Raw genomic sequence first — 15,270 nt, 5'->3', positions numbered from 1 at the left:
TGGCGACAGGGGTCGGCCCTTCGCGCATCGCGATGGCAGATCGACTGGAGTTCCGGCCCCCCATGAGCGACATCCAATCCCTCACCACCCAGGCGCTGGCCGATGTGGCCGCCGCACAGAGCCCCGACGTGCTGGAACAGCTGCGCGTGGCCCTGCTTGGCAAGAGTGGCAGCATCACTTCGCAGCTCAAGCAGCTCGGCGCCCTGCCGGCCGACGAGCGCAAGGCCGCCGGTGAAGCGATCAACCAGGCCCGTGACGCGCTGACCCGCGCGCTGGGCGAGCGCAAGGCGCTGCTGGAAGACGCGGCACTGGATGCGCGCCTGGCCGCCGAAGCCATCGACATCACCCTGCCGGGCCGCAATGGCGACCGTGCCGGCCTGCACCCGATCACCCGCACCCTGGAGCGCATCACCGGCATCTTCGGCCGGCTGGGCTACGAGCTGTCGGAAGGGCCGGAGATCGAGGACGACTGGCACAACTTCGAGGCGCTGAACTTCCCGCCGCACCACCCGGCGCGCGCCATGCACGACACCTTCTACTTCGGCGACGGCCGCCTGCTGCGTACGCATACCTCCGGTGTGCAGGTGCGCTACATGGGCGACCACGCGCCGCCGCTGCGCATGATCGCCGCCGGCAAGGTGTACCGCAGCGACAGCGACCAGACCCACTCGCCGATGTTCCACCAGGTCGAAGGCCTGCTGGTCGACGAGCATTCGACCTTCGCCGACCTGAAGGGCACGCTGGCCGAGTTCGTGCGCGCGTTCTTCGAGCGCGATTTCGAGATGCGTTTCCGTCCCAGCTACTTCCCGTTCGTTGAACCGGGCGCGGAAGTGGACATCGCCTGGCAGCAGCCCGATGGCAGCACCCGCTGGCTGGAAGTGCTTGGCTGCGGCATGGTGCATCCGAACGTGCTGCGCAACGTCGGCATCGATCCGGAGCGCTACACCGGCTTTGCCTTCGGCATGGGCGTGGAGCGTTTCGCGATGCTGCGCTACGGCGTCAATGACCTGCGCGCGTTCTTCGAGAACGATGTGCGGTTCCTGAAGCAGTTCGCGTAACGCACTAGGTAGCGCCGGGCCATGCCCGGCGGACTCAACAACGCAGGCCCAGGCGCATGCGCCGGGCCCACCAGGGTGACACCATGAAATTCTCCGAAAACTGGCTGCGCAGCCACGTCCCGACCTCCGCCTCGCGCGATGAACTGAGCGCGGTGCTGACCGCCATCGGCCTGGAAGTGGAAGAGGTGACCGCGCTTGGCGAAGGCCTCGGCCACGTGGTCGTGGCTCGCATCGTCGAAGCCGTGCGCCATCCCGAAGCCGATCGCCTGCAGGTGTGCAAGGTCGATGCCGGGCAGGGCGAGCTGCTGCAGATCGTGTGCGGCGCACCGAACGCGCGCCCGGGCCTGGTCGCGCCGCTGGCGATGGTCGGTGCGCAGATCGGCGAGCTGAAGATCAAGCCGGCCAAGCTGCGCGGCGTCGAGTCCAACGGCATGCTGTGCTCGGCCAAGGAGCTGGGCCTGGACAATGATGCATCCGGCCTGCTGGAGTTGCCGGACGATGCACCCGTCGGCCAGTCCCTGGTCGAGTATCTGGGGCTGCCGGACGCCAGCATCGAGATCAAGCTGACCCCGAACCGCGCCGACTGCTTCAGCCTGCGCGGCATCGCCTACGACGTCGCCGCGGCCACCCGCAGCGAAGTGCTGGATTTCGCCGCCGATGCCATTGCGCCGGTCGGCAGCCGTGAACTGTCGATCCAGCTCGACGCCGGCGCCGAAGCGCCGCGTTACCTGGGCCGCGTCATCGAAGGCGTCAACGCCGCCGCCAAGACCCCGCTGTGGATGGCCGAGCGCCTGCGCCGCAGCGGCGTGCGTCCGGTCTCGCTGCTGGTCGACATCACCCAGTACGTGATGCTGGAGCTGGGCCAGCCGATGCATGCCTACGACCTCGGCACCCTGCAGGGCAGCATCGCCGTGCGCCGTTCGCGCGCTGGCGAGAGCCTGAAGCTGCTGGACGGCCGCGATGCCGCGCTGGACGACAGCTTCCTGGTGGTCACCGATGCCGACCGTGCGGTCGGCCTGGCCGGCCTGATGGGCGGCTTCGACACCCGCGTCACCGATGACACCGCCGCGGTGTTCCTGGAGGCCGCGCACTTCGCGCCGGCCGCGATCATGGGCCGTGGCCGCAAGCTGGGCCTGCACACCGATGCCGGTCACCGCTTCGAGCGTGGCGTCGATCCGGCACTGCCGCGCACCGCCATCGAATACGCCACCCGCCTGGTGCTGGACCTGGCCGGCGGTACCCCGGCGCCGGTCACCGAGGCTGTGCGTGAAGCCGATCTCCCGCAGCCGGCAACCATCGTGCTGCGCCGCGCCCGCATCACCCGCGTGCTCGGCATCACCATCGACGACGCCGAAGTCGAGCGCATCCTGCGCGCGCTGGGCATGGACGTGGCTGCCACGGCCGAGGGCTGGCAGGTCGCCGCGCCGAGCCGTCGCTTCGACATTGCCATTGAAGAAGACCTGATCGAAGAACTGGCCCGCATCCACGGTTACGAGCAGATCCCGACCACGCTGCCGGGCGGTGCCTCGCGCGTGGCGATGCCGAGCGAGACCCAGCTGGACACGCTGAGCGTGCGTCGCCAGCTGGTCGCCCGCGACCAGCAGGAAACCGTCAATTTCGCCTTCGTCGACGACGCGCTGCTGACCCAGTGGCAGCTGCGCGACGGCCTGGTGCCGCTGGCCAACCCGCTGTCGGCGGAACTGGCGGTGATGCGCCCGTCGCTGCTGCCGGGCCTGGTCGCCACCCTCGGCCGCAATGCCGCGCGCCAGCTCGGCCGCGTGCGCCTGTTCGAGATCGGGCGCGTGTTTGCCCAGCAGGCCGGGGACGGCCAACCGGCACCGCTGGAAACCCCGCGCGTGGCCGCTGCCGTCTGTGGCGATGCGCAGGCGGTGCAGTGGGGCCTGCCGACCCGCAAAGTCGACTTCCACGACCTGAAGGGCGACCTGGAATCGCTGGCCGCCGCCAGTGGTGCGCAGCTGGAGTTCCGCCCGTCGGCCCGTCCCTATGGCCACCCGGCGCGTTCGGCCGAGGTGTTCCGCGATGGCGTGGCGATTGGCTGGATCGGCCAGGTCCACCCGCGCCTGGCCAGGGCGATGGACATCGAAGCCGACGTGTACGCCTTCGAACTGGACCTGGATCCGCTGGCCGCCCGTCGCCTGCCGCGTGCAGGCGAGCTGTCGCGCTTCCCGGCAGTGCGCCGCGACCTGGCGTTCCTGGTGCCTGAACAGGTGGCCTGGGCCGACCTGGCGGCGACCGTCCGCCAGGCCGCCGGCCCGCTGCTGCGCGACCTGAACCTGTTCGACCGCTATGTCGGCCAGGGCGTCGAGCCGGGATTCAAGAGTCTCGCTATGGGCTTGATTTTGCAGGACAAGTCGCGCACTCTGACGGACCGCGACGTGGATGCGGTGGTGGCCGAGGCGGTCACTGCCATCGAGCGTGAACACCACGCCCGGATCCGCGGCTGAGCGGGCAGCACTCGGGGGTAGCAGGCAATGGCATTGACCAAGGCGGAGATGGCGGAAAAGCTGTTCGACGAAGTCGGTCTGAACAAGCGGGAAGCCAAGGAATTCGTCGACGCGTTTTTCGATGTGCTGCGTGAAGCATTGGAACAGGGACGTCAGGTGAAGCTGTCGGGCTTCGGTAATTTCGATCTGCGGCGCAAGAACCAGCGCCCGGGTCGCAACCCCAAGACCGGCGAGGAAATTCCGATTTCCGCCCGTACGGTGGTCACCTTCCGTCCGGGCCAGAAGCTCAAGGAGAGGGTGGAAGCTTATGCTGGATCCGGGCAGTAACCGCGAACTACCGCCGATCCCGGCCAAGCGCTACTTCACCATCGGTGAAGTCAGCGAGCTGTGCGACGTCAAGCCGCACGTCCTGCGCTACTGGGAAACCGAGTTTCCCAGCCTTGAGCCGGCCAAGCGCCGAGGCAACCGCCGCTACTACCAGCGCCACGACGTGCTGATGGTGCGGCAGATCCGCAGCCTGCTGTACGAGCAGGGCTACACCATCGGTGGTGCACGCCTGCGCCTGGATGGCCCCGATGCCCGCGAGGAATCGGCGCTGAGCAACCAGATCATCAAGCAGGTGCGCATGGAGCTGGAAGAAGTGCTGCAGTTGCTGCGCCGCTGATCCCATTTCCATCGTAATCCGCTATACTTCACGGCCCGCCGCACTGGCGGGCACATCGCAGCATCAGTCGGGGCGTAGCGCAGCCTGGTAGCGCATCTGCCTGGGGGGCAGAGGGTCGTCGGTTCGAATCCGGCCGTCCCGACCACTGTGATGAATCAAGAAGCCTGCGCAGCGATGCGTGGGCTTTTTTGTGCGCGCGGTGTATGCTGCGCGCCACTCGTACTACCGCGGCTGCTGAACCCGGTACTCACGAGAACACATCATGGAATCTGCAAGAAACCGTGCCTGGCGTCGCAGCCAGGCTCGCAACCGCGGTGGCGACCGCGCTACGACCGCCTACAGCTACAAGCCCGAGAAGAACTGGAAGCTGCTGTATACGCGCGATGCCAAGCTCGCGCGTGCACGCCAGCTGGGCTTCACCTATCCGGTCCTCAGCGCCCGCCAACTGCAGGAACAGGAATGATCAACCTGCTGTTCGTCTGCAGCCGCAACCAGCTGCGCAGCCCGACCGCCGAAGCCATGTGGCGACGGCGGCCCGGCTTCGCAGCGCTGTCGGCCGGCACCAGCCCACATGCACGACGCCCCATCGGCCCGGCGGATATCCGCTGGGCCGATGTCATCTTCGTGATGGAGGCCAAGCACCAGCATCGCCTGCAGGCCACGTACGCACGCCTGCTGGAGCACAAGCGCCTGCATTGCCTGGACATCCCCGACGACTATCGCTGCATGGATCCGGTGTTGATGGACCTGCTGGACGCCAAGGTGGCCGTGTATCTCGACCAGCTGCCGGCAAAGCGGTAGATCAGCTCCGGATCGCCTTTGTCCAGTCCATGCACGATGCCGTGGTCGATGAAACCGGGTGTGGCGAGCAAGCGTTGCATGCTGGTGCTGGTGCTGGTGCTGGTGCTGGTGCTGGATGCATGGGGCGAAGTGAAGCGCTTGCCGTGGCCCTGCAGCGCGATGGCGTGCGCATGACCAATCGCTGCAGCCAGCGCGCGGCCGGCAGTCAATACACCCGGAACTCGGCCCTGCAGCCATCGCTGACCCAGATGCCGCGACGGTCCCAGCCCCAGTTGTGGTCTTCGATGCAGGTTGTCACCGATTTCTGCTTGACCATGCGCACCTCATGACGCACGCGGATGCGGCATTCCTTGTCCTTCTTTTCGTAGGACTCACAGACCAGGCGTTCACCCTCATCGTCGCGATCACGGCCCCTGCCGCGTCCCGGCCAGCGGCCATGTTCGTCGGCGACAAACTCGGCACGGCAGCCATCGGTCACCCAGAGCATGCGACGGCTCTGGCCCCAGTTCTGGTTTTCCACGCAGCGGGTGACCGATAGTTGCCTGGCCAGGCGCATCGGGCCCTCGATCGGGCATTGCTCGGTCTTGTTGAACTGGGATTCGCAGCGAAGTGCGGGAATGTGCGCTGCGTCGTAATCCTGGGCAGCCACGGTGGTGGCTGCAAGCAGCATGGCCAGGGAGATGCCGCCAATGGGCAGCAGCAGGCGATGGGTCATGGGGGCCTCGTTGAGGGAGCGGGGCGGCAAGAATGACCCAGCCCGGGTCCATTGGAACGCTTCGTTCCCGACGTGGCTCAGTGGGGATTTAGTAGTGCGCGCGGGTCCATGCAGAGGCTTACATCCCGTATCATCGCTGCACATCCGATCGCATCGGGTTACACCTTCTTACATGTCTTCCACGCCTGTCGGCGCGGCCTGTGGCGGCCGTCACTGGCGCGCGGCCGGCCTGTGGAGGACGATGCGCGGACCACGACGACCACAGGGGGTTGCGTTGATCAGCAGTATCGTCATTCATCGCTCGGTAGGCGCAGGCGCCGCCGAGGTGCAGGTCCTGGACACCACGTTCAAGGGCAAGCATGTGTTCGTTGCCTGGGGGCTGCGCGGGCCGGAACTGACCCGCAGCGCGGACCCGGCTGCCACTGTGGCTGCGCGCAAGGCGCTGCAGTCCGTGGCAGGGCACAGCGAGGGGCCGCGCAGCCCGGAAGTGTTCATTGCCAACCAGTCGGCGGTGGCGATCACCGTCTATCGCCTGCTCACCGAAGCGCGCTCGGGAGATGGCGTCTTCTTCCTGTGCGATTCGCAGGCCGTGGTCGACTGGTTGATCACCGCGCTGGAAGTCCGCGACGCGGGCTGATTCCGCGTCGCGCATTGCGGCGCCTCAGCCGAGTGCTGCATCCACCGCAGCCAGCGCATGCAGGGTGGTGGTGTCGAACAGCGGTACTGCGCTGTCTTCCGGCCGTACCAGCAGCATGATCTCGGTACAGCCCAGGATGATCGCTTCGGCGCCGCGCTCGACCAGGCGCGCGATCACGCCGGCGTAGAGCTGCCGCGAGCGCTCGCTGGCCACGCCGGCAATCAGCTCCTGGTAGATGATGTCGTGCACGTTGCGGCGGTCATCGGCATCAGGCACCAGTACCTCCAGGCCGAAGCGTTCCTGCAGGCGACCTCGATAGAAGTCCTGCTCCATGGTGAAGGCCGTACCGAGCAGGCCCACTTTGCGCGCACCTGCCTGCAGGATCGCAGTCGCGGTCGGATCGGCGATGTGCAGCAGCGGCAGCGTGCAGGCCGCCTCGATGCGATCGGTCAGCTTGTGCATGGTGTTGGTGCAGATCAGCAGCAGGTCGGCGCCGCCCGCCTGCAGGCGCCGCGCGCCATCGACCATGTGATCACCCAGGGCGTCCCAGTCGCCGTCGTGCTGCAGCTGCTTGATGCCGGCGAAATCCACCGACCACAGCAGCAGCTGCGCGGAGTGCGCGCCTCCGAGCCGCCGCCGGACCTCCTCGTTGATGAGGCGGTAGTACTGGGCCGAACTTTCCCAACTCATGCCGCCGATCAGGCCGAGGGTCTTCATGCGCTGCTCCAGGGAAGAGGCGGCCATTGCAGCACAATGAGGAAGGGCATTGCACAACGCATGGGCGTTGGGCAGGCCACGCGGATGGGGTCTGATCGACCCCGGTGCTGCTGCGGCGCGATAATGTTGCTACCAATGGGAGGGCGGGGCGATGGGCGAGTGTTGCGGCTGTGGCAAGACCCTGGACGTGGCGGCGATGCAGGCGCGGCACCGGCGCGTGCTGTGGATCGTGCTGCTGGTCAATCTGGCCACCTTTGCGTTGATGGTCGCTGCCGCCGGATACAGCCATTCGTCCTCGTTGCTGTCCGGCGCCCTGGACAACCTGGGTGACGCGGCGACCTATGCGTTGAGCCTGGCGGTGGTCGGCGCAGGCCTCGTGGCCAAAGCGCGGGTTGCCCTGTTCAAGGGATTGCTGATCCTGGCGGCGGCCCTCGTGGTGGCTGCGCAGATCGGATGGCGGTTGCTGCACCCGGAGGTGCCCCTGTTTGCCAGCATGGGCCTGGCGGCGCTGCTCAACCTGGCCGCCAACGCGGCGTGCCTGTGGTTGCTGACCCCTTATCGCAACGACGACATCAACCTGGCGTCCGCCTGGGAATGCTCGCGCAATGACCTGTATGAGGGCGCATCGGTGTTGCTGGCCGCGGGCCTGGTTGCGCTGTTCGGTGCGGGCTGGCCGGATCTGCTGGTTGCGGTTGCACTGCTGGTGCTGTTCCTGCGCTCGGCGTTGCGGGTCCTGCGCTCGGCCTGGGAGGAACTGCGCAGCGCGCGCCTGCTGGCGTCGTAAGTGCACGTCTGTAACCGTCGCATCCGCCCCAGGCTGTATGTGACGCAGGCCATGGCCACGCTCTAAGCTTGCTGGGTTTTCCTGCGTGGATGTTGAAATGGCCCTGCATACCTGGTGGTGGTTCCTGGCCACGGTCTTTGTCCTGTGCGGCACGCCGGGGCCGAACATGCTGCATATCCTCGGCCGCAGCGTCGGACTCGGCTTCCGCGGCAGTGTGCCGGCGATGGCAGGTTGCCTGCTGGCGATGCTGCTGGTGCTGGCGGCCTCCGCAGCGGGCCTGAGTGCGCTGCTGCATTCCTCGCCGATGCTGTTCGAGGTGCTGCGCTATCTGGGCGTGGCCTATCTGGCCTGGCTGGGCCTGAAGGCATGGCGCGACAGCTGCCGTCCCGCGCCTCCGGTGACGGTGGATGCCGCACTGCCGATGACGCCGACGCTTGGTGCCTGGACCGTGTTCCGTGGTGGCCTTCTGGTGGGTCTGAGCAATCCCAAGCTGCTGCTGTTCGCGGCGGCGTTCCTGCCGCAGTTCGTCGATCCGTCGCGCAGCCAGGCGGTGCAGTACAGCGTACTGGTGGCCACCTTCGCGGCCTGCGAACTGTTCTGGTACGTGATGTACGCGGCCGGCGGTCACGGCCTGCGGCGTTGGCTCGCAAAGCCATTCGCGCGGCGCTGGTTCGAGCGCCTGGTGGGAAGTGTGTTCCTGGCGTTCGCGGTGGCGCTGCTGCGTTTCCGCCCGCGCTGATTCACGCCGTGCACGCGGCCTGTTCACGACTGCGGCATCGGCCGCAGCCTAAGTTGATCCTCCAGTTTGGAATCCCTGCGGGGAAAGGATCGACATGATCAAGTGGGCCATCATTTTCGCCGTCATCGGCATCATCGCGGGCGTGCTCGGCTTCGGTGGCATTGCCGGTGCCGCGGTCGGCATCGCCAAGTTCCTGTTCTGGGCCGGCATCATCATTGCCGTGGTGCTGTTCCTGCTCGGCATGAGCGTGGCCAAGAAGGTCAGCTAGCGCCGTGGTCGCGCAGCAGTGTGCTCAGTGCGCGCTGCTGCGCGAGAACAGGTTGATCACCAGCACGCCGGCGCAGATCAACCCGATGCCGATCAGGGCCGGTGCATCCAGGCGCTGCTTGAACACCACCAGCCCGATCAGCGAGATCAGCACGATGCCGACACCGGACCAGATCGCATAGGCGATGCCGGTCGGCACCGACTTCATGGTCATCGACAGCAGGTAGAAGCACAGCCCGTAGCCGACCAGTGCGCCCAGCGTCGGCGCCAGCCGGCTCATGCCATCGGAAGCCTTCAGCAGCGAGGTGGCGATTACCTCCAGCACGATGGCGGCAGCGAGATAGGCGTAGGGGTTCATCATCGGCTCCGGTTCACTGCGGGTCGCACAGCTTCAGCGCCTGCTCGGCCATCGCCACTGCGTTGATGCGCTCGTCTTCGTCCAGCGGGCGCCCGTAGGCGGTCGCCCAGTAGCCATCGGCGGCGCAGCGCGCGGCATACAGCCGTGGGTCGCCGGCTTCGTCAGGGAACTCGGCCAGCATCGCGCGCTTCCAGTCGCGCCAGTGCGCAAGCAGGCCCGGTTCCATCAGGTTGCCCAGGGTCAGGCCGATGTCGTTCTCCTGTTCCTGCTGCAGCAGATGTTCGAAGTTGGCCTGCACATAGGCACGGCTGAAACAGCCATGGCCCTTCGGGTTTTCCTGCAGCAGGGCACGCACGCGCGCTTCGAATTCGCCAATCAGTGCCCCGATGGCTTCGTCGACCAGGGCCTGCTTGTTGCTGAAATGATGGAACAGCGCGCCCTTGCTGACCCCGGCTGCCTGCGCGACGTCCTGGACGGTCAAGGCCGCCAGGCCCTGTTGGCCGATCACTGCGATGGTGGCCTGCAGCAGCGACTGGCGCACGCTGTCGGGCGCCTTGCGGCGCGAGCGGGAAGGGGATGCGGACATGGCAGGAAGAAACCGACTGGACGGTACGATTGTAGCGCAGGCTTTACTTTGCGCTGCGCTGCCACCGCCGGCAAGAGGCCGGCAGCCTGGACTCAATCGCCGATACGGGCGAAGCGCGGTTGCGGTCCGTGTTCGCCAGGAACCTGTTCAATGAACATCGGATACGGGCGGACCCAGAGGCCACCTTCACCATAGAGGGCGCGATACAGCACCATCGGCTGCAGGGTTTCACTGCTGCGCACGATGTCGATCACCTCGTACTCGCCGCCCTTGAAGTGGCGGTAGCGGCCCGGGGTGAGGGAGGGCAGCGGGCTCAATTCAGCCATGGCGCGCACCGCTCACTTGCGGGCCGGGCTGGCCGGCTTCGCGCAATAACTGTCGATGGCCTCGGCGGTATTGGCCAGGCCCTGTGCCTGCGCCAGTTCCCACGGACGTTCGCAGCGCTGGCTGTGCTCGCACCACTGGTAGCCGGCCGAACCGATGCAGCCATGGGCATCGCGATCGCCACCGACGACCGGCGTGGCCGGTGTTGCGGCTGCTGCATCGGCGCGCGCAGCCGCCTGATCCTGGCTCGCGCAGGCGGCCAGGAGCAGCAGGGCTGGAATGAGAAGAAGCGCTTTCATCGGGTGGGCTCCGTGCCTAAAGCAACAGTGTCTGCCGCAGCCTTGCCGACAGCAAGCGCTCAGTACACGGCGGCTCGGATCAGTTCCTCGATCAGCACGAGGTAGCTGGCCACGAAATAGAACTTCAGCAACGTCCAGCGCTGCTGCGAGAAGAAGGTGCGCATGTGGAAGGGGCCCCTGTTGGTGACGGTAGTGTGAAGCCCGGCTGACTCCGTGACAAGGATCACGGAATGAACAGGCTAAACGGACTCAGGGATGTGAGGGGAAGCCGACCGCACCCCATGGCATTTTCGTACATGTCTGATAGGCCATCCCTGAGGCGATCGCTAGCCTGTGGATGTACCGGCCAGCATCCAACCGCCTGCCGCTGCATTCTTTCACCTGCAGGAGCCTTTCATGGTCATCACCGTTCAATGCACTGCCCGGCACTGGGCCGTGGTGCATCCACATGCGCCCGATGCCGCGTGTTACGTCCGTGGCGCCGACGCTTTCGACGCGGCCATCGCGCTTGCCCAGGAGCACCATCGCCGCACGGGACAGTGCAGCATCGTGCGGGTCGCGGCATTCGGCACGTCAGTGGAAGCGGTCCGTGTTGGAGAGTGAAACCGGGGGAGTGCGGTACGGTCAGGCGCGGTTGAGCAGTTTGAATGGGAAAAAACCGGAGTAGCGCGCCCCCCTGTGCGGCGCGCCGCGAATCCCGGATGCTTGCGCCATCGTATTCATCTGGAGACATCGATGGGCAAGGCACTCACCTGGCGCACCGTGGCCTGCACCCTGCTGCCAATGCTGGCAGCCGCCGGTGGCGCGCAGGCGCAGAGCTATGGGTACGGGTACGACGACGATCGCTACGGCGGCCGTGAGGGCAGCGGCATCGTGCGCTGCGAGTCGATCAAGAACCGTAGCAACGAGTGCCGCCTGGAGGGCCGTGCACGGATGATCCGGCAGTTGTCCGGCTCGCCGTGCGTGGAAGGTGAGACCTGGGGCCAGTCGCGCTATGGCGTCTGGGTGACCCAGGGCTGCCGCGCCGAGTTCGTCGGCGAGTACCGCCGTGGTGGCGGCTGGGGCAATGGTGGGGGTTGGGGCAACGGCAATGGCAACGGTTGGGGCGGCAGTGAGGTGATCACCTGCCATTCCAATGGCCACCGCCAGGAGTACTGCGACGCCCGCATCCGCCGCGGCGTGCGCCTGGTCCGGCAGGATTCGCGCAGTGCCTGCATCGAGGGCCAGACCTGGGGCTGGGATCGTCGTGGCATCTGGGTCAGTAACGGCTGTCGGGCACAGTTCCAGGTGAATTGAGCATGGCCCTCTAAAATCAGAAAAATCTGATACAGCTCACATTTTGAACTGTCGTATCTTCTGCGATCAGGGCGCCTCCATGTGTCCCTGATCTGTTGCGATGATGCCTGCCGTGATCGGCAGGAATGTCCCGCTACCGTCGATACGCTGCCTCAAGGAGTGAGCCGCATGTTGATCCGCCTGCAATGCGAACAGCGCCAATGGCGCGTGCTGCATCCGGACCGGCCGGAGCCGATCGATTTCCGCGACGGTGCCCGGGCCTTCGACTTCGCTGAAACCCTGGCGCGCCTTCACTTTGTCGATACCGGGCAGCGTGCTGCCGTGCGCGTGGAAGCCAGCGGCGCCTTCGTGGAAGCGGTCAGCTACGGCTGAGTGCGGGGGCCTTCTTCGCAAGGTCCGCCGCGCGGAGCCCGTCATCCACGCATGGCGTGGATCTACCGGGTGTGGCATCCACGCGTGGCGCGGATGTACCCGTTCGGGAATGGATGCGTGTCTCCGGTAGATCCACGCCATGCGTGGATCCACCGTCTGCTGGGCTGCTTCAGCCCGCCGCGCTCAGCGGCGGGGTGCCCGCGGCCAGCTGCGGCCAACGCTTGAGCACGGCCGCACGGATGCCCGCTGCGTCGATGCCGGCTTCGGCCAGCAGATCCTCGCGGCTGGCATGATGCTGGTAGCTGTCTGGCAGGCCCAGATGCAGGATCGGGCGCAGCACGCCTTCGGCATTGAGCAGTTCACCGACGCCGGAGCCGGCGCCACCGGCCACCACGTTGTCTTCAATCGTGACCAGGCCCTCGTGCTGGGCGGCGACAGCCAGCACCAGCTCGCGGTCCAGCGGCTTGATGAAGCGCATGTTGACCACGCTCAGGCCCAGTTCGCGGCCGACCTGTTCGGCGGCGGCCACGGTGCTGCCGAAGGCGAGCAGGGCGATGCGGCTGCCCTGCAGGCGCAGCTCGCCCTTGCCGATCGGCAGGGTGGCCAGATCGGTGCCGGCTGCAACGCCGGTACCGGTGCCACGCGGATAGCGCACGGCGGCCGGGCCCGGGTGCTGCAGGCCGGTGCTGAGCATCTGCCGGCACTCGGCTTCGTTGGATGGCGCCATCACCACCAGGTTCGGCACGCAACGCAGGAAGCTCAGGTCGAGGTTGCCGGCATGGGTCGCACCGTCCGGGCCGACCACGCCGGCGCGGTCGATCGCGAACAGCACGTCCAGGTCCTGGATCGCCACGTCATGCACCAGCTGGTCGTACGCGCGCTGCAGGAAGGTGGAATAGATCGCCACTACCGGCTTGCCACCCTGGGTCGCCATGCCGGCGGCCAGCGTGACCGCGTGCTGTTCGGCAATCGCCACGTCGAAGTAGCGCTGCGGGTATTCCTTGCTGAAACGCACCAGGCCGGAGCCTTCGCGCATCGCCGGGGTGATGCCGTACAGGCGCGGCTCGGCGGCGGCGGCATCGCACAGCCAGTCGCTGAACACATCGGTGTAGGTGGGCTTCTTGGCGCCGGCCTTGGCCACCAGGCCCTTGTCCGGATCGAACGGGCCGACGGCGTGGTAACCGATCTGGTCGCCCTCGGCCGGCTCGTAGCCCTTGCCCTTGGTGGTCATCACGTGCAGCAGCTTCGGGCCCTTGGAGGCACGCAGCGTCTTCAGCGTGGACAGCAGGGCCGGCATGTCGTGGCCGTCGATCGGGCCGGTGTAATGGAAGCCCATTTCCTCGAACATCGTGGACGGCACGAACATGCCCTTCCAGTGCTCTTCCCAGCGCTTCACGAAGCGTGCCGGGTTGTTCTTCTTGTCGCCGAGGATCTTCTTGCCGCCTTCGCGCAGCGCGTTGAGCGTGCGGCTGCCGGTGGCACGGCCGAGCATCTTGGTCAGGCCGCCGACCGCCTCGGAGATCGACATGTTGTTGTCGTTGAGGATCACCAGCAGGTTCGGTTCCGGGTCCATGCCGCCGGCGTGCATCAGCGCTTCGAAGGCCATGCCGGCGGTCATCGCGCCGTCACCGATCACCGCCACGATCTTGCGATCGTCGCCTTCGGACTGGCGCGCGATGGCCATGCCGAGTGCGGCCGAGATCGAGGTGGAGGAGTGGCCGACGCCAAAGGTGTCGTACTCGCTTTCCTCGCGCTTCGGGAACGGCGCGACGCCGTCCTTCTGCTTGACGGTATGGATCTCGTCGCGACGGCCGGTGAGGATCTTGTGCGGGTAGGTCTGGTGACCCACGTCCCAGACCAGCTGGTCGTGCGGGGTCTGGTACAGGTAGTGCAGTGCCACGGTGAGTTCGATCACGCCCAGGCCGGCGGCGAAGTGGCCACCGCTCTTGCCCACCGATTCGATGAGGTAGGCGCGCAGTTCGTCGGCGACCGCCCTCATTTCGGATTCGTCGAACGTGCGCAGGTCATCCGGTGTCTGGATGCGCGCGAGGCGGGGATAGCGGGCAGAGTCGATCATCATGTTCGCACTTGTTCTGAACGCCCATTTTCGCCCTCAAACGGGGGTGGGGCAAGCAAACGCCGCCGCCCGTGACAGGACGGTGAGGGTTGCATTTTCGGCGATTCAGGTGCTCAGTTTTGACCGCTTCGGCAATTGCGCCTTCAGGAAGGCCATCTGGTCGGCCAGGATGTTGCGGTTGGACAGGATCAGGTGCTCGATCCAGCTGGGCCGGTAGGGCACCGCCAGCAGTGGCATTCCGGCCTGCTGCGGGGTGCGGTCGCTCTTGCGCGAGTTGCAGTGGAAGCAGGCGGTGACCACGTTTTCCCAGCAGTCCAGGCCGCCCTTGGACAAGGGCATGACGTGGTCGCGGGTGAGCGTGGGGCGGTTGAACTGCTGGCCGCAGTACATGCACAGGTGGGCGTCGCGGGCGAACAGGGCCGGGTTGGTCAGGTTCGGCGTCGGGTCGATCGCGCGGGAGCGGGCGTGGCCGCGCGCGGCGATGATCGGGTGCAGGTCCATCCCGCTCTGCAGGCCGCTGAAGCGGTTGGTGCCGCCATGGATGTGCAGGCAGGGATCGCCGAGTGTCCAGGCGACGGCTTCGCGGGCGTAGAGGCACGCCGCGTCCTGCCAGGTGATCCAGTCCAGTACGCGTCCGTGGGCGTCAAGCGAGAGCAGCCGGACGGAACCGGGTCGATGCAGCGTCGTGGCGTTGGGCGATGCTTCGGCGCCCGGAGCAGAAAAGGGAGCTCCGGCTTCGATCAGACCCAAGCGTGTAGTGTCTGTCTCCATCGGGAGAACAGCTTATACCTGAATGTTGACGATTTGTGTATCGCCTGTGGGCGATACGCAAATCGCAACGATTCAGGTCCGCGCATTCCTCCTATTCCCCGCGCCTTTGGCGCGCCCCCTTTAACAAAAGGGGGCTCTTCTCCAGATGGATCTCGGTGGTTTTCATCCACCATGGCGTGGACCTACCGTGTCGACCAAGGTCGACATCTACCAACAGCAGCAGAAATCTGTCGAAGGCGGGGTGGGTCCGGTTGCGGGGGCGTGAGCCGCATGGATGCGGCGATCGAGGCTACAGGGACGTACTTGCGCCGTCCCCCGCAATCGGACCCACCCTGCCATC

21 protein-coding genes, 1 tRNA gene and 1 pseudogene are annotated in these 15,270 nt (G+C 66.5%); 14 read left to right on the top strand and 9 right to left on the bottom strand.

All coding sequences use genetic code 11. The annotated features are described in order from the left end of the window. Positions 1-62 precede the first annotated feature (62 nt). The 7 genes from AC5P88_RS03070 to AC5P88_RS03040 all read left to right on the top strand — a co-directional run bounded on the left by AC5P88_RS03070 (position 63) and on the right by AC5P88_RS03040 (position 4,988). Positions 63-1,058, top strand: coding sequence for a phenylalanine--tRNA ligase subunit alpha (locus AC5P88_RS03070; protein ID WP_005417865.1), 996 nt, complete (start codon positions 63-65; stop codon positions 1,056-1,058). A gap of 83 nt (positions 1,059-1,141) precedes the next feature. After that, entirely contained in the window at positions 1,142-3,523 is a 2,382-nt protein-coding gene (pheT, locus tag AC5P88_RS03065) for a phenylalanine--tRNA ligase subunit beta (protein WP_495224273.1), read from the top strand. Between the two features lie 27 nt (positions 3,524-3,550). Continuing rightward, positions 3,551-3,850, top strand: a complete 300-nt coding sequence (locus AC5P88_RS03060; RefSeq protein ID WP_005410432.1) for an integration host factor subunit alpha — start codon at positions 3,551-3,553, stop codon at positions 3,848-3,850. Continuing rightward, entirely contained in the window at positions 3,831-4,187 is a 357-nt protein-coding gene (locus AC5P88_RS03055) for a MerR family transcriptional regulator (protein ID WP_005410431.1), read from the top strand. The genes AC5P88_RS03060 and AC5P88_RS03055 overlap by 20 nt, the downstream gene beginning before the upstream one ends. A 68-nt stretch (positions 4,188-4,255) precedes the next feature. Beyond that, a tRNA-Pro gene (locus AC5P88_RS03050) sits at positions 4,256-4,332 on the top strand. Positions 4,333-4,449: 117 nt separating this feature from the next. Continuing rightward, positions 4,450-4,650, top strand: a complete 201-nt coding sequence (locus AC5P88_RS03045) for a hypothetical protein (protein WP_014037933.1) — start codon at positions 4,450-4,452, stop codon at positions 4,648-4,650. Then, a complete protein-coding gene (locus AC5P88_RS03040) occupies positions 4,647-4,988 on the top strand; it encodes a low molecular weight protein tyrosine phosphatase family protein (protein ID WP_049430374.1) in 342 nt (113 codons plus the stop codon). Before AC5P88_RS03045 ends, AC5P88_RS03040 begins: the two co-directional genes overlap by 4 nt. Here AC5P88_RS03040 and AC5P88_RS03035 read toward each other — a convergent pair. Then, positions 4,976-5,155 (bottom strand): annotated as a pseudogene (locus AC5P88_RS03035) (hypothetical protein); the annotation flags it as partial. The gene AC5P88_RS03040 and the pseudogene AC5P88_RS03035 sit on opposite strands and share 13 nt — an antisense overlap. Before the next feature lie 38 nt (positions 5,156-5,193). Next, positions 5,194-5,703, bottom strand: a complete 510-nt coding sequence (locus AC5P88_RS03030; protein WP_099551918.1) for a DUF3011 domain-containing protein — start codon at positions 5,701-5,703, stop codon at positions 5,194-5,196. Positions 5,704-5,944: 241 nt separating this feature from the next. Between AC5P88_RS03030 and AC5P88_RS03025 the strand changes: the two genes are divergently transcribed. Beyond that, complete coding sequence (locus AC5P88_RS03025) at positions 5,945-6,340, top strand: hypothetical protein (protein ID WP_106548813.1); 396 nt, start codon at positions 5,945-5,947, stop codon at positions 6,338-6,340. A 24-nt stretch (positions 6,341-6,364) separates the two neighbouring features. Here AC5P88_RS03025 and AC5P88_RS03020 read toward each other — a convergent pair whose 3' ends face one another. Next, positions 6,365-7,057 carry an aspartate/glutamate racemase family protein gene (locus AC5P88_RS03020; protein WP_495224338.1) on the bottom strand — a complete coding sequence of 231 codons (693 nt, stop codon included), beginning with the start codon at positions 7,055-7,057 and terminating at the stop codon, positions 6,365-6,367. Between the two features lie 151 nt (positions 7,058-7,208). On the opposite strand from AC5P88_RS03020, the gene AC5P88_RS03015 reads away from it, so the two are divergent. The 3 genes from AC5P88_RS03015 to AC5P88_RS03005 all read left to right on the top strand — a co-directional run bounded on the left by AC5P88_RS03015 (position 7,209) and on the right by AC5P88_RS03005 (position 8,848). Continuing rightward, on the top strand, positions 7,209-7,841 hold the full coding sequence (locus tag AC5P88_RS03015; protein ID WP_197620249.1) for a cation transporter: 633 nt from the start codon (positions 7,209-7,211) through the stop codon (positions 7,839-7,841). Between the two features lie 97 nt (positions 7,842-7,938). Further along, entirely contained in the window at positions 7,939-8,580 is a 642-nt protein-coding gene (locus tag AC5P88_RS03010; RefSeq protein ID WP_164146825.1) for a LysE family translocator, read from the top strand. 94 nt (positions 8,581-8,674) lie between these two features. Then, complete coding sequence (locus AC5P88_RS03005) at positions 8,675-8,848, top strand: DUF1328 domain-containing protein (RefSeq protein ID WP_049430366.1); 174 nt, start codon at positions 8,675-8,677, stop codon at positions 8,846-8,848. Between the two features lie 24 nt (positions 8,849-8,872). On the opposite strand, the gene AC5P88_RS03000 is transcribed toward AC5P88_RS03005, so the two are convergent. From AC5P88_RS03000 to AC5P88_RS02985, 4 genes are all read right to left on the bottom strand, one after another. Continuing rightward, positions 8,873-9,205, bottom strand: a complete 333-nt coding sequence (locus AC5P88_RS03000) for an SMR family transporter (protein WP_049430384.1) — start codon at positions 9,203-9,205, stop codon at positions 8,873-8,875. Positions 9,206-9,218: 13 nt separating this feature from the next. Then, the gene (locus tag AC5P88_RS02995; RefSeq protein ID WP_111113478.1) at positions 9,219-9,791 is read right to left on the bottom strand and encodes a TetR/AcrR family transcriptional regulator; all 573 of its coding nucleotides are present in this window, start codon (positions 9,789-9,791) and stop codon (positions 9,219-9,221) included. Positions 9,792-9,883: 92 nt separating this feature from the next. After that, positions 9,884-10,117: a DUF1653 domain-containing protein gene (locus AC5P88_RS02990; RefSeq protein WP_106548809.1), complete on the bottom strand. Its 234-nt coding sequence runs from the start codon at positions 10,115-10,117 to the stop codon at positions 9,884-9,886. 12 nt (positions 10,118-10,129) lie between these two features. Then, complete coding sequence (locus tag AC5P88_RS02985; protein WP_106548808.1) at positions 10,130-10,414, bottom strand: hypothetical protein; 285 nt, start codon at positions 10,412-10,414, stop codon at positions 10,130-10,132. Between the two features lie 396 nt (positions 10,415-10,810). On the opposite strand from AC5P88_RS02985, the gene AC5P88_RS02980 reads away from it, so the two are divergent. From AC5P88_RS02980 to AC5P88_RS02970, 3 genes are all read left to right on the top strand, one after another. Further along, positions 10,811-11,017: a hypothetical protein gene (locus tag AC5P88_RS02980; protein ID WP_106548807.1), complete on the top strand. Its 207-nt coding sequence runs from the start codon at positions 10,811-10,813 to the stop codon at positions 11,015-11,017. Between the two features lie 132 nt (positions 11,018-11,149). Continuing rightward, positions 11,150-11,710, top strand: coding sequence for a DUF3011 domain-containing protein (locus AC5P88_RS02975; RefSeq protein WP_495224271.1), 561 nt, complete (start codon positions 11,150-11,152; stop codon positions 11,708-11,710). A gap of 168 nt (positions 11,711-11,878) precedes the next feature. Then, on the top strand, positions 11,879-12,082 hold the full coding sequence (locus AC5P88_RS02970) for a hypothetical protein (protein WP_005410416.1): 204 nt from the start codon (positions 11,879-11,881) through the stop codon (positions 12,080-12,082). A gap of 169 nt (positions 12,083-12,251) precedes the next feature. Here the strand turns inward: AC5P88_RS02970 and dxs are convergent, their stop codons facing one another. Further along, on the bottom strand, positions 12,252-14,159 hold the full coding sequence (gene dxs / locus AC5P88_RS02965; protein WP_106548854.1) for a 1-deoxy-D-xylulose-5-phosphate synthase: 1,908 nt from the start codon (positions 14,157-14,159) through the stop codon (positions 12,252-12,254). A gap of 105 nt (positions 14,160-14,264) precedes the next feature. Further along, positions 14,265-14,930, bottom strand: a complete 666-nt coding sequence (locus AC5P88_RS02960; protein ID WP_019336875.1) for an HNH endonuclease — start codon at positions 14,928-14,930, stop codon at positions 14,265-14,267. Between the last annotated feature and the right edge of the window lie 340 nt (positions 14,931-15,270).

This window comes from Stenotrophomonas sp. YJH_SMC_8, assembly GCF_059371315.1.
This window is presented reverse-complemented; position numbering and strand designations above follow the sequence as displayed.